Source organism: Claveliimonas bilis, assembly GCF_020892095.1.
Classification (GTDB): domain Bacteria; phylum Bacillota; class Clostridia; order Lachnospirales; family Lachnospiraceae; genus Claveliimonas; species Claveliimonas bilis.
Map to the genome: position 1 here is coordinate 2,134,167 of NZ_AP024845.1, position 13,542 is coordinate 2,147,708.

11 protein-coding genes are annotated in these 13,542 nt (G+C 45.1%); 10 read left to right on the forward strand and 1 reads right to left on the reverse strand.

Annotated features, from left to right (window positions below; all coding sequences use genetic code 11):
• The first annotated feature begins 4 nt into the window (after window positions 1–4).
• Together EUBC25_RS10430 and EUBC25_RS10435 are read left to right on the forward strand one after the other, a co-directional pair.
• Window positions 5–1,993 (forward strand): site-specific DNA-methyltransferase, encoded by a 1,989-nt coding sequence (locus EUBC25_RS10430; RefSeq protein ID WP_230105424.1) that lies wholly within the window; start codon window positions 5–7, stop codon window positions 1,991–1,993.
• Window positions 1,994–4,600, forward strand: a complete 2,607-nt coding sequence (locus EUBC25_RS10435; protein WP_230105425.1) for a TnsA endonuclease N-terminal domain-containing protein — start codon at window positions 1,994–1,996, stop codon at window positions 4,598–4,600. It abuts the gene before it with no gap.
• A gap of 386 nt (window positions 4,601–4,986) precedes the next feature.
• Here the strand turns inward: EUBC25_RS10435 and EUBC25_RS10440 are convergent, their stop codons facing one another.
• Window positions 4,987–5,184 carry a helix-turn-helix domain-containing protein gene (locus EUBC25_RS10440; protein ID WP_230105426.1) on the reverse strand — a complete coding sequence of 66 codons (198 nt, stop codon included), beginning with the start codon at window positions 5,182–5,184 and terminating at the stop codon, window positions 4,987–4,989.
• A 117-nt stretch (window positions 5,185–5,301) separates the two neighbouring features.
• Here EUBC25_RS10440 and EUBC25_RS10445 point away from each other — a divergent pair, with 117 nt between their 5' ends.
• From EUBC25_RS10445 to clpB, 8 genes are all read left to right on the forward strand, one after another.
• Entirely contained in the window at window positions 5,302–5,673 is a 372-nt protein-coding gene (locus EUBC25_RS10445; RefSeq protein WP_230105427.1) for a hypothetical protein, read from the forward strand.
• A gap of 633 nt (window positions 5,674–6,306) precedes the next feature.
• The gene (locus EUBC25_RS10450; RefSeq protein ID WP_230105428.1) at window positions 6,307–6,573 is read left to right on the forward strand and encodes a plasmid mobilization protein; all 267 of its coding nucleotides are present in this window, start codon (window positions 6,307–6,309) and stop codon (window positions 6,571–6,573) included.
• A gap of 466 nt (window positions 6,574–7,039) precedes the next feature.
• Window positions 7,040–7,249, forward strand: coding sequence for a hypothetical protein (locus EUBC25_RS10460; protein ID WP_230105429.1), 210 nt, complete (start codon window positions 7,040–7,042; stop codon window positions 7,247–7,249).
• Complete coding sequence (locus EUBC25_RS10465; RefSeq protein ID WP_230105430.1) at window positions 7,233–7,979, forward strand: replication initiator protein A; 747 nt, start codon at window positions 7,233–7,235, stop codon at window positions 7,977–7,979. Before EUBC25_RS10460 ends, EUBC25_RS10465 begins: the two co-directional genes overlap by 17 nt.
• Window positions 7,976–8,830, forward strand: a complete 855-nt coding sequence (locus tag EUBC25_RS10470; RefSeq protein ID WP_230105431.1) for an ATP-binding protein — start codon at window positions 7,976–7,978, stop codon at window positions 8,828–8,830. Before EUBC25_RS10465 ends, EUBC25_RS10470 begins: the two co-directional genes overlap by 4 nt.
• Window positions 8,831–9,025 (forward strand): DUF6462 family protein, encoded by a 195-nt coding sequence (locus tag EUBC25_RS10475; RefSeq protein ID WP_004605493.1) that lies wholly within the window; start codon window positions 8,831–8,833, stop codon window positions 9,023–9,025. It abuts the gene before it with no gap.
• Window positions 9,026–9,302: 277 nt separating this feature from the next.
• A complete protein-coding gene (locus EUBC25_RS10480; protein WP_230105432.1) occupies window positions 9,303–10,514 on the forward strand; it encodes a site-specific integrase in 1,212 nt (403 codons plus the stop codon).
• A gap of 402 nt (window positions 10,515–10,916) precedes the next feature.
• On the forward strand, window positions 10,917–13,520 hold the full coding sequence (clpB, locus tag EUBC25_RS10485; protein ID WP_230105433.1) for an ATP-dependent chaperone ClpB: 2,604 nt from the start codon (window positions 10,917–10,919) through the stop codon (window positions 13,518–13,520).
• Window positions 13,521–13,542 lie beyond the last annotated feature (22 nt).

Genomic DNA, 13,542 nt, shown 5'->3' on the forward strand with positions numbered 1-13,542 from the left:
GAAAATGGAAAACGGTGAGCAGCTTATTTTTGAATTTGAACAGAGACCTACAATCAAGGGCTTTCCCGAACTTCGCTGGACGGGTAAGCGTCCTTACCGTTCCACGCAGTATTACCCAGCACAATTGAGGGAAACCTATGGTCAGGAGCAGAACGGTTGGATGAATAAGATCTTCTGGGGAGATAATCTCCAGGTCATGAGCCATCTGTTGAAGGAGTATCGTGGGAAGATTGATTTAATTTACATTGATCCCCCGTTTGATAGCAAGGCGGATTATAAGAAGAAGATTGAAATCCGAGGCGTTGGAAAAGCGGAATCGGATAGTTCTTCCTTTGAAGAAAAACAGTATGGCGATATTTGGACAAATGATGAATATTTACAATTTATGTATGAGAGACTTGTTTTGATGAGGGAACTTCTTTCTGATTCGGGTTCGATTTTTCTGCATTGTGATTGGCATAAGTCTGCCCATCTACGACTTCTTATGGGCGAAGTCTTCGGAGAAAAGAACTTCGTTAATGAAATCATCTGGGGATATAAGGATGTTGGAGGTGGGCGTAATAATAACTTCTACAAAAGAAAACATGATACGATTTTCTGGTTTTCCAAAACATCGAGCTATAAGGTGGGGCAGATTGCGCGTGCACCCTTGTCACAGTCAACTTTAGAGCGTTTTGGAAGTATGTTTGATGAAAAAGGTGTTATAACGTATAGAAAATTTAAGGAGATGAGACCAGCCGAATTTGAGACAAGAAAGAAGCAAGGTCGTGTTCCGGATGATTTGGATATGGTTTTCCTTAGTAAAGACTTTGGAAGGCAAATGGAAGATTATTGGATCGATATTAATCCTCTTCGAACGCGTGCTGAAAAAGATAATCCTGAAGAAGTCCTGGAATATCCAACACAAAAGCCGAATGCTCTTTTGAAGCGGATTATTAAGTCAGCAACAGAGGAAGGTGATCTTGTTTTCGATTGCTTTATGGGGAGTGGTACAACTCAAGCTGTAGCTATGAAACTCGGAAGGCGCTTCATCGGCGCAGACATCAACCTTGGTGCGATTCAGACGACTACCAAACGACTGCTTTCTATCGCTGCCGAACTGAAGCCCGCGCATAAGCCTGTGAACTATGGGATGATCCAGCCACAACTCTCTATGATTGCGGAGGAACCTACTCCTTATCTCGCAGCAGTAAGTGTAGGCGTAGATACCGAACTGAGCTCCGAAGACTGCAGCAAGGGTATTGACTTCTTTAAGTTAAAGGGTCTGGATACCTCTACCCGCGAGGAGGATGTGAAATACCCGGGCTTTGAGGTTTATAATGTAAATAACTATGACTTCTTCCGTAATCCCGTGGAAGCCCGAGACTTACTGATTGCCGCTCTGGAAATTCAGCCGTTCCCTCAGAGTGGTGTCTGGGATGGAGAGCTTGACGGCAGAATGGTTAAGATCATGCCGGTTAACCGCATCGCTACCAAAGCAGATCTGAAGGAGCTTCTTGCAAACCTTCCGTACAAGATATACGAAAAGCGTAAGGAGGAGAATCCGAACCAGCCCGTCGAGCGGATAACCATCGTGTGCATGGGACACGAGCCTGACTTGAAAGGCGCACTTGAACAGGAACTCTCCGACTACAAGATAGATGCCCAGATAGTAGACATTCTGCGCGACAAGAAAGAACTACAGCTCAAGCGTGATTCTGAGGCAGAAATTGTCCGCGAGGGTGGTAAACTGATCATTCGTGCTTTCTATCCTATGAATTTGATGCAGAAGCTCTCTCTCCAGAAAGAATACGTGGAGGACTGGCGTCAGCTGGTCGACTCCATTATGATTGACTGGAACTTTGACGGCGTTGTCATGCAGCCAACCGTGACCGATGTCCCTGGCAAGAACGAGATGGTCAAAGGTATCTATGACATCCCGGAAGGCTGCGGAACCATCAAAGTCAAAATAACCGACCTGCTTTCCGAGTCGCTGGAAGTGGAGGTGCGTTAAATGGCAGATAAGTTTGACCCGAATTTTTCCTTTAGCCAGCAGTTGTGGTACTACTACACCATGAATCGCGGAAAAATTCGTTCCCGCTATAATGACCTTACGAGAAAGTTCCTTGCTTATAACGACAGTGAGGAGAATCCCAATGCCTTTCTGCGTAAGCCGCAGTTTGAGGCTCTGGAGATGTATGTTTTTGTGAAGGAATTTATGAATAACAAGCAAGTCTATGAGATGTTCGATGACTGGCGTCACAAAAGAGATCGCTTTTCCGATGCATCTTACTATGCCATCGATAAAGGCGGTCAGCTTCGTCTCTTTGACGCTCCGACCGAAAAACAGACCGACACGCTCTTCAAGCAGATGAAGAAGTACCGAGAGGACTATCCGAATTATATCTACGCTCTGACGATGGGACTTGGCAAGACCATCCTCATGGCCACCTGCATCTTCTATGAGTTTCTGCTTGCGAAGAAGTATCCGAGAGATAAGCGGTTCTGTCATAATGCTCTAGTGTTTGCACCCGACAAAACTGTCCTCCAATCGCTTCGTGAAATCATGACTTTTGACAAAACGAAGGTCGTTCCGCTGGAATATGCTCGAATGCTTGATTCAAATATCAAGTTCCACTTCCTGGACGAGACGGGAAAGATTCTGTACACCATTGATGATTCCGATTTTAATATCATCATCTCAAACACGCAGAAAATTATCGTAAAGAAAAAGCGTAAGGAAAGGTCCGCTGCTGAAACTTTATTTAGTGGTTCTGGTTCTCTTCTTTCTGCAGTTTACGGTGGTATTGATGATGAGGACGATGTCTGGGATGATACCACGCTGATGGATAATCAACGTTTCAAGAAGCTCTGCCGTCTCCCGCAGCTCGGCGTCTATGTAGATGAAGCGCATCACCTCTTCGGCGCAGACTTGGAAAAGCAAATTAGGTCGAGCGGAGCGAAAAAGACGAGTCTTCGTGATACTATTAATCTGCTTGCGGCCAACACATCCATTGTGGCTTGCTACAATTATACTGGTACACCGTATGTAAAGAATCAGCTTCTGCCGGAAGTGGTTTATGCCTACGGTCTGCGTGAATCCATCTGGAACGGTTTCCTAAAGGATGCCGACCCACTTGGATTTGAGAATGTAAAGAGCGAAGAATTCCTCAAGGCTGTGGTATCGATATTCTGGGAGCGTTACGGAGGTAAGACCTACGAAGGGATGAATCCGAAACTTGCCATCTATGCAGCAGGCGTGGAGGAAGCAGCTACCGAGGTAAAACCTGCTCTTGAGCAGATTCTCTCTGCTCTTGATATTCCAACCTCAAAGATTCTCCTGAACGTGGGAGATGCCAAATATACCAAAAACGATGACGTCAGGGACTTTAACAACCTTGATATTCCAGGAACAGAAGGCAATGAGAAGCAGTTTATTATCCTTGTTGAGAAAGGCAAGGAGGGGTGGAACTGCCGCTCTCTGTTTGGGGTGGCGCTTTTCCGCAGTCCGAAGTCAAAGATATTCGTCCTCCAGGCAACAATGCGGTGTCTCCGAGCTATCACGGACGAACGTTTGACAGCTACAGTGTTTTTATCTAAAGAGAACTATGACATCTTGGATGATGAACTTCATAAGAATTTCAACATGGATATCAAAGATATCAAGAATCTGTCCAATGCCGACCGCCACAAATACCAGGTGCGTGTTTTGCCGCCGCCGAGGACGATTACATTCAAACGTGTGTGGCATGAGTATATTCTCCATGACAAGGAATACTCCGAACCTGTAGATTTCAAACTGGAGAACGTTGACCTTTCCAAGTATGCCAGCGTTATGTATGAGCGTGACAGTCTTGCTCGTGATACTACGGTCAAGGAGAAGAATATCGATTACCTCCAGGAGAAAATGAAGTTCAGCGAATTTTCTCTCGCTGGAGAAGTGGCTCGTTATTTGAACATTTCCTGTATCCTCGCCGCTCGAATTCTCCGTGAATCTGTGGACGGAATCGACGCGGTTCTCGAAGCGGTCAATCAATATAACGCAGTTCTGGATGACTACATCATTCCGACGGTGTTCCATGCACTCTTTGAAATCACCTCGGAACTGAAAACTGAGGACAAGGAGCTGGTTCTGCTGCGTGAGCCCAAGGATGCCGGTTATTATGAATTTTCTGCAAGGGATGACCTCGTCATCACAAATAAGTATAAAGGATTCACGCCAGAACAACTTAAGAAGAGTTTCCACGCAGATACCTACTGCTTTGATTCCATCCCCGAGAAAGAATGTTTTATGCAGTACATCACAAGCGGTAAAGTGGCTGAGGTATACTTTACAGGTATGTTTACATCTAACCAGGGTGATCTCTCTGTCCACTACTATGATCCAGAGTCAGGCAGAATTCGTCAGTATTATCCTGACTTCCTTGCAAAGATGGCGGACGGTTCTTATCAGCTGATTGAGGTCAAAGGAGACAACAAGATCGATGATGCCGTGGTTAAAGCGAAGCGCGCAGCTGCTGAAGAGATGGCTGTGGCAAGTGGAGTCAAATATATAATGTATGCTGGTAGTCAAGTTATTAACACCCATGTTTTAGAGGACGATTTTACACGCCCACAGTAATATGTTTATTAGGAGCTGACAATCGAATGGCAACATAACCCTTTAATTTTGCCCCCTTTTAATTATTCCAATATCACTACACCACAAGGCTGACACCCTGGTACGTTATCAAGCGGCAATGGGACAATCGAACACATAAAATAAGGGTTTCCAAAGTCAGTGAATGACCTCGGAAGCCCCTACTTCAAGCCTTTTTCTTTTTTATCAAAATAAGCAGGAACATAGATGTCGCCTGCAGTTCAGGTGATACGTTCTTCACCACTTGCAGAACAAATAACTCTAAAGTTTTCAATTGATTTTGAAAGTATAATAAGAATTGATAACAGAGATGTTTTAGTGTGTTAAAGAATAATTAAAGAGACCGGAATCTCTTGTTCCATTAGCCTTTAATCATAGAATTTCACGATCTTATTTAAATCATCACAATCCAAAATCTTTGAAAGCTTTTCAAGGGTGTTCAGTGTAATGTTCTTATTCTTTTTCAGAGAATCCAAGGTTTTATTATCGATACCGCTTTTTAAAAGCTGGTACTGAGTGATCCCTTTTTGTTCCATGGTTTCCCATAGTGGACTAAAATCTATCATATTGAACACCCCTTTCCGTTTAAAGATAATTCAATTATAGGGGCTACCGTTGGAAAACAGTATTGTGGATATATTCACAATACTGTATAATAGATATGTGAACGGGAGGCTCCTATTATGCATGAAAGGGAAAAAATATATAAGAGACTTTGTAAATTTTTTATTGAGATATTTGAATTTACAGATGAACAATTAGCAGCGATAGATTATCAAATTCCCATGACACAAGAGATTTATGATTCTGTCCTGGATCGTTGCATGGAACTGGGAACGGCTACGGATGATTTGTTTAATCGGATGCTACTTGAATATCCAGACTTTATGTCCGTTTATGCCCAAAAGATAGAAGATGAAGTAAACGAGAAATATGCAGATATAGATATACCAGAATCTTCCCCGGAAGAATTAGATGCTGGTTGGAAAGATCTATGTCGAAGGATCCGAGAAAAATATGGCGAAGATGATAATAAAATGCATTTTCTATCATAAGTTGAATATGGCTAATACGCATTCAGTTTGAAACTGGGTGCGTTTTTTTGACTTTTTTAAATATCCTATCTCCAAACACTGTATAATCCTCGAATTCCCTTTCTATAAGTGAGGGGAAATGTTTTTTGAAGCAGAAAATTAAAAAGATTTTTCGAATCTCCTTGTATTTCTGTCTCTGACGCTTGGGTTAAGTGAGGGGATCTTTAAAGAATAAAAAAGATAAGAGCGGATCTGGTTGGTAAGAATAAAATTTATTTCTTTTTGACCCTGTATAATAGACGCTCCCGGTTACGTTAAGTGAGGGGGTAGATATTATAGAGCAAGATCCACCCGTGTTAAGCGGTTATGCCATTCCTGGCAATCCTCTAACTTACAGGTTGAGCTCTTGATGGGGATTTTTCCAGAGCAAGATCCACCCCGTAATACACTATCGTGTTTTCCGGTGTAGGGCTCTTGCCTGGGATTTCGATTCCCCATACCCTCGATGATCTGCCAATCTGGCAGATATTGGCGTCCACTGGAAAGTGGGACGCAGCACAAAAGGAAGATTCCGGCAGGACTGCCGGTTCTCCCCTTTGTGGTGTTACTGAAGTAACTGAAAGAAAGGAGATGAAGTCATGAGAAAAAAGGAGAATGGAACAGGAACTGAACCACCCGCGTTTTGTCGGAGTCCGGCTTTCCGATATTGAGCTGGAACTTCTGGACAGGAAGGCGGAGATCCTGGGGGTGTCCAGATCCGAATGCCTGCGGAAACTTTTGGTGGAAAAGGAAATCGTGCATCGAGTAGAAGTAGTCGCCGATATGGAAGAACTGCGAAGTCTGGTGGGGGCATATGGAAAGATCGGTGTGAACCTGAATCAGATCGCACGGTATTTTAACCCCATCAAGGAAGTCTCGTAGTGTAAAGCTGTTTAAATTTGGTAAAGTTGACTTCCTTGTTTCCGTGGACGCATAAGCGTACACGGAAAAGCTGTGTTAACAGCTATGAGGTTATGAGCAAGGAGCGAAGCGGATTGCGAACATCCCGTTTCCAGGCGGGGAACGTTCGCTGGCTATGGAGGATGAAATCCGTCACTGCATTGCGGAATTGTTTGCACTCAGGGAAGAAGTGTTGAAGATGGCAGGGGATTTTGAACGGGATTATCGTCGCAGGTAAAGTAGTCCAGACAAATTGTTCCAAAATGATACCGAAACACGACCAAACTGCATTTTTGACTGCTAGACAGGAGAAACCCCAGGCAAATATATTTAAGGTCAAAAAAGCCTGTTGTAAAGGTCAAAAAATGCAAAAAATGATACCGAAACGTGACCATATTTCGCTGTCCTGTACCGGGCACTGTCAGGATGGCAGGAAGGAGGAATGTCTGTGCCGAGAATGAGCAAGAAAAGAAAACAGGAATTGGCCTTTTTTCTCAATGAAAGAGGGCGGGTCACTCACAACGACACCTGCCGGAAATGTGTAGGAGACTGCAAGCAGAGTTTCCGGACTGTGATTGTCTGTTGCCCCTGTTATGAATCCAAGCGAAGCCGCCGGCGGAAAATCAGACAGAAACAAAAGGATGGATGTGAAGAATAGAGACCAGATGGAATATTTGACAGAGCGGACCCTGATCAGAGATTTCATCCCTTACCCAAGGTTTCTGCTGGATATGAAACTGACTCAGACAGCCAGGATTCTGTATGCCCTGTTGCTGGATCGGTCTAAGATTTCAAGGAATAACGGATGGAAGAATGAAAAAGGGTATATTTACGTGATTTACCCAATCATGGATTTGGCGCAAGTGTTGGAAAAGAGTCATATGACCATTAAGAAAGCTTTGAATGAACTGGAAGATGCCGGACTTTTAGAAAGACAAAAGCAGGGTTTTTCAAAGCCGAATCTGCTGTATGTCAGAATCCCGGCAGAGGGAAAGAAAAGTGTCCCTGTGAAGGAAAGAAAACTATCCCCCATAGGGAAAGAAAAAGATACTTATGAGGGAAAGAAAACTGTCCCTGTGAGGGATAGAAAAGTATCCCCTAATAAAATGAGTAATAGTCAAATGATATATAGTCAAATAAATAAAGAGAGAGAAGCGCGCTCTGCCTATGGGAAATATCACAATGTGTTTCTCTCCGAAACAGAATATGGAGAATTGAAACAGGAGATCCGGGAATTAGACAGGCTGATCGAGGAGCTGTCCAGTTATATGCGTTCCAGTGGAAAGCAATATGCTGATCATGCCGTTACCTTGAGAAGATGGGCAGAACGATCAGCCCCGGTAAAAAACATTCCGGATTATACCTGCAGTGAGGAGGAAAGTCTATGAATAAGATGATGGAAGAAACAGTAAAGAACATAATGCAGCCGGGAGAAAGAACCGGGAAGGATTACATTGGAGAAGACGGGCTCCTGTATTGTGGACAATGCCATGAACCGAAGGAGGCTTATTTCGAGCAGGAGAAAGTCGGAGTTTTGGGAATAAAAAAACATCCGCGTGAATGTGAGTGCCGGAGGCAAAAGAGAAAAGAAGAGGAACAGTACCGGGAACAGCAGCGCCATGAAGCTGTAGTCAGAGAATTGAAGGAACATTGTTTCTCGGATAGATCTATGAAGGAATGGACATTTGAGAATGATAAAGGACTTTCCGAAAATACCGTGCTTGCAAAGCTTTATGTGAAAGACTGGGAAACAATGAAGGCGGAAAATACAGGCTACCTCTTCTGGGGAGCAGTGGGAACCGGGAAAAGTTTTCTGGCGGGCTGTATTGCCAATGCACTGTTGGAACAGGAGATAGAAGTACGTATGAACAATTTTGCGGAAGTGCTGAATGATCTGTCTGCTAATTTTTCAGAGAAGAATACATACATAAAAAATCTGTGCAGAGTTCCACTGCTGATTCTGGATGATTTTGGAATGGAGCGGGGGACAGAGTACGGACTGGAACAGATCTATGCGGTGATCGATGGCAGATATCGGAGTGGGAAGCCCCTGATCGCGACGACCAATCTGACACTGCAGGAGTTAAAGAATCCGCAGGATATAGCACATGCCAGGATTTATGACCGGTTGCTGGAGATGTGCGTGCCGGTTCAGTTTAAAGGGGAGAGTTTTCGAAAACGTACGGCTCAGGAAAAGCTGGGGCGGATGCAGAAAAGAATAAAGGAGGAGATGAGGTAAATGAGACAGACAAAAGAAAGAGAGAGCAACTGCCGTCTGGCAGTAGATATTGAAGGTCTGGCCGCTATGCTTTCCTGCGGACAGATGACTGCAAGGAAGATTGCGGAAGATGCGGGAGCCCGGATCACCATCGGCCGCCGGGTATTGTATTCCGTACAGAAAGTGGAAAAATATCTGGAAGCAATAGCGGAATAGAGAAACACAGATGTGCGTGGGGGTGGTTTTGTGCTATACTTTTCATAGACAGGACAAGACCATTCCCCACAACAGGGAGGTGTGAGTATTACAGAAGAAACAGTTCAGCACGCGCCATTCGCAAAACCGCACTTACGTGCTAATGATGGCTGCAGCCATTGTTTTGCTCATTCACGGGCGCTCATCACATCTGGATGTCAGTCACCGGATTTTTATGCAAGCATAAATCCGTCTCCTGACACCAGATGGCTGAACTGTTCCAGAAAGGAATGGTTTTGTGGCAAGAAAAGACAATAGAGGAAGAAATCTGAGGACAGGGGAATCCCAGCGCAAGGATGGACTCTATATGTACCGGTATAAAGATGAACGGACTGGCAGACGCCTGGCCGTTTATTCTCCGGATCTGGCTGAACTCAGGAAAAAAGAAAAAGAGATTGAGAAAGACCAGAGCGAAGGAATTCTGACCGATACCCAATGCAAGAACATGACTCTTAATGACCTGTTTGAGATCCACATGGATACCAGAAAGCTGGCGGAGAGTACACAGGCCAATTACAGAAGGATGTGGAACAGTCTTGTGAGGAATGAACTCGGACAGATGAAAGTGGTACAGGTAAGACCATCTCATGTACGCCTGTTTTATTCCCGGCTGAGCAAACAGAAATATTCCCACAGTACCATCAAGTTTCTCCATAATATGATCTTACCGAGTTTTGAGGTGGCTGTAGATGATGATATCATTCGGAAGAATCCTGCCAAGAGAACGCTGGGAGACTATGGGGAACCGGAAAAGAAACGCACCGCCCTGTCCTTTGAACAGCAGAAAAATCTGCTGAACTATGTAAAGAACAGCGAGGTATTCCATATCTATCTGTCGCTTTTGCAGGTGATGATCGGAACCGGGCTCCGCTGTGGAGAACTGATCGGTCTTACCTGGAAGGACGTGGATCTGAAGACTAGGACCGTATACGTGAATCATCAGCTGATTTATAAGAACTATGGAGACGGGTGTGATTTTCATGTGACCATGCCGAAGACAGAAGCCGGGATCCGGGAGATTCCTATGAGTAAAATGGTGGCAAAAGCCTTTGAGACTCAGAGACGGCTGAATTTTCAGATGGGGATTCCCAGGGATGTGAAAATTGAAGAGCTTTCGAATTTCGTATTTATGAGCAGGAGCGGACGTCCGATGATGCCCACTACCGTGAACTTTATTCTTCGGGATATTGTGAAGGCGTATAACGAGGAAGAAAATGAGCGGGCAAAGCGGGAGAGGAGAAAGCCGGAAGAGCTGCCGCACATCTCCGCCCACATACTCAGACATACGGCCTGTACTCGGATGGCAGAGACGGATCTAGATATGAAGGTCGTTCAGTACGTGATGGGACATGCCAACATCAGTGTCACGATGGAAGTTTATAACCATATCACAGACCGGTCCAGGATTGAAAAAGAGATTGCGAAGATGGATCTGGTTCAGATCATGTGACTGGATTTTCAGTCTCTAAATCAGAGATTTTTGATCGCCTTGGTGTGAAAATTATGAAAATAATCGGATTTTTCTGCTTTTGATGGTGTAGTAAATTAACTCAGATTTCCTTGAATTTACAGGGGATTTTGGAGGTCCCCGATTCTGAAATTGGTGTAGAAATGGTGTAAAAATGGTGTAGTAAGCCATTTTTTGAAAAAAACGAAAATTTGGAAAGCCCGAAAAAGCCCGTAAAATCAAGCTTTTTTGAGGTTTTCCAAAAAAATGGTTTAAGGCAATTTAAATGAATTAGCACTCACCTCTTGACAGTGCTAATAAAACTGTGTTATAGTTCTGATAGAACAAGAAAACCAGGGTGCCAATAGGCGCCCTTTCAATAGCAGTTAGGAGGGAGTTTTATTTATGAATATCAATAGATTTACACAAAAGTCCCTGCAGGCCGTTCAGGACTGCGAAAAGATCGCCATGGAGTATGGAAATCAGGAAATTTGTCAGGAGCATCTTTTCTATGCGCTTCTGACACAGGAAGATGGCCTCATACTGAAAATGATGGAAAAGATGGGACTTGACAAAAACTATGTTGCCAACCGGGCGGAGCAGGCAGTTGCAAAGCGGCCTAAAGTCCAGGGCGGGCAGGCCTTTGTAGGACAGGATCTGAATAAGGTTCTGATCCACGCAGAGGACGAGATGAAACAGATGGGTGATGAGTACGTCTCTGTGGAACATCTGTTTCTTGCTCTTTTAAAATACCCCAGCCGGGAGATGAAGGAACTGTTTCGTGAGATGGGAATTTCAAAGGAAGGTTTCCTGCAGGCCCTTTCTACCGTGAGAGGCAATCAGAAAGTTACCAGCGATAATCCGGAGGCAACGTATGATACCCTGACAAAATACGGGACAGATCTTGTGGAGAGAGCCAGGGATCAGAAGCTGGATCCGGTGATCGGCCGTGACAGTGAAATACGAAATGTGATCCGTATCCTTTCCCGAAAAACCAAAAATAATCCGGTGCTGATCGGAGAACCCGGCGTCGGTAAGACCGCGGTAGTGGAAGGCCTGGCACAGAGGATCGTCCGCGGAGATGTGCCGGAGACGTTGAAAGACAAGACGATATTTTCCCTTGACATGGGCGCTCTTGTAGCGGGAGCAAAGTACAGGGGCGAATTTGAGGAACGTCTGAAAGCTGTTCTGGAAGAGGTGAAGAACAGTGACGGAAAGATCATTCTGTTTATTGATGAGCTTCATACTATTGTGGGAGCAGGAAAAACAGACGGAGCCATGGACGCCGGAAATATGCTGAAGCCTATGTTGGCACGGGGCGAGCTGCACTGTATCGGAGCGACTACCCTGGATGAATACCGGCAGTACATTGAGAAGGATGCAGCATTGGAGAGAAGGTTCCAGCCGGTTACGGTGGATGAACCTACTGTAGAAGACACCATTTCTATTTTAAGAGGACTGAAGGAACGGTACGAGGTGTTCCATGGAGTGAAGATTGCGGACGGAGCTCTTGTGGCGGCAGCAACTTTGTCTAACCGCTATATTTCCGACCGTTTCCTTCCGGATAAAGCCATTGACCTGGTAGACGAAGCCTGTGCCATGATCAAGACAGAACTGGATTCCATGCCTGCAGAGCTGGATGAACTTCAAAGAAAGATCATGCAGCTTGAGATAGAAGAGGCGGCTCTGAAAAAGGAGGAAGACCGGTTAAGCAAAGAAAGGCTGGAGCATATTCAGGAAGAGCTGGCCCAGCAAAGAGAAGAATTCGCGACCCGCAAGGCACAGTGGGACAATGAGAAAGGCAGCGTGGAGCGGGTACAGAAGCTGCGCGAGGAGATCGAGCAGATCGGAAAAGAAATCCAGAAGGCGCAGCAGTCCTATGATCTGGAAAAGGCAGCGGAACTTCAGTACGGAAGACTGCCGGGCTTGAAAAAACAGCTGGAAGCAGAGGAAGCAAGGATTAAAGAGGAAGATCTGGATCTGGTGCATGAGAGCGTCAATGAAGATGAGATTGCCAAGATCGTATCCAGATGGACAGGAATCCCTGTGGCAAAACTGAATGAAAGCGAGCGGAGCAAGACCCTCCATCTGGCGGATGAACTTCACAAAAGAGTCATCGGTCAGGACGAAGGAGTGGAACTGGTGACAGAAGCAATTATCCGTTCCAAAGCAGGGATCAAGGATCCGACAAAGCCTATCGGTTCCTTCCTTTTCCTGGGTCCTACCGGTGTAGGAAAAACTGAGCTTGCCAAGGCTCTTGCGCAAAGTCTTTTTGACGATGAGAACAATATGGTCCGTATTGACATGAGTGAGTATATGGAGAAGTATTCCGTGTCAAGACTGATTGGAGCGCCTCCGGGATATGTAGGATATGACGAGGGAGGACAGCTGACAGAGGCGGTAAGAAGAAAGCCTTATTCTGTTGTTCTCTTTGATGAGATCGAGAAGGCCCATCCTGACGTATTCAATGTACTTCTTCAGGTACTGGATGACGGGCGGATCACTGATTCCCAGGGACGGACCGTTGACTTTAAGAATACGATCCTGATCATGACTTCAAACATCGGATCCGGCTATCTGCTGGAGGGTATTGACGATCAGGGAAATATCAAAGAGGAAAGCCAGCAGGCAGTCATGAATGAGCTTCGTGCTCATTTCCGCCCGGAGTTTTTGAACCGTCTGGATGAGACGATCATGTTTAAGCCGCTGACGAGAACAGATATCGGACAGATCATAGATCTGCTGGTGGCAGACCTGAATAAGCGGCTGGCTGACAGGGAGATCGGCATTGAGCTGACAGAGGCGGCGAAGGAACATATCATTCAGGGAGGCTATGAACCGATGTACGGGGCAAGACCTATGAAGAGATATATCCAGAAAAATGTAGAGACAACGGCTGCAAGGCTTATGTTGGAAGGAAATGTAGGAAGCGGTGATACGATCCTGATTGATGAGTCGGACGGCAGGCTGAAAGCCATGGTAAAAGAAAATTTAAAAATAGTTTCTTAGAAAATCTTAGGAAGATTTCAGA

Coding starts and splice junctions, on each gene's coding strand:
- EUBC25_RS10430 (WP_230105424.1), top strand. CDS start 5: ATGGAAAACGGTGAGCAGCTTATTTTTGAATTTGAACAGAGACCTACA.
- EUBC25_RS10435 (WP_230105425.1), top strand. CDS start 1,994: ATGGCAGATAAGTTTGACCCGAATTTTTCCTTTAGCCAGCAGTTGTGG.
- EUBC25_RS10440 (WP_230105426.1), bottom strand. CDS start 5,184: ATGATAGATTTTAGTCCACTATGGGAAACCATGGAACAAAAAGGGATC.
- EUBC25_RS10445 (WP_230105427.1), top strand. CDS start 5,302: ATGCATGAAAGGGAAAAAATATATAAGAGACTTTGTAAATTTTTTATT.
- EUBC25_RS10450 (WP_230105428.1), top strand. CDS start 6,307: ATGGAACAGGAACTGAACCACCCGCGTTTTGTCGGAGTCCGGCTTTCC.
- EUBC25_RS10465 (WP_230105430.1), top strand. CDS start 7,233: ATGGATGTGAAGAATAGAGACCAGATGGAATATTTGACAGAGCGGACC.
- EUBC25_RS10470 (WP_230105431.1), top strand. CDS start 7,976: ATGAATAAGATGATGGAAGAAACAGTAAAGAACATAATGCAGCCGGGA.
- EUBC25_RS10475 (WP_004605493.1), top strand. CDS start 8,831: ATGAGACAGACAAAAGAAAGAGAGAGCAACTGCCGTCTGGCAGTAGAT.
- clpB (WP_230105433.1), top strand. CDS start 10,917: ATGAATATCAATAGATTTACACAAAAGTCCCTGCAGGCCGTTCAGGAC.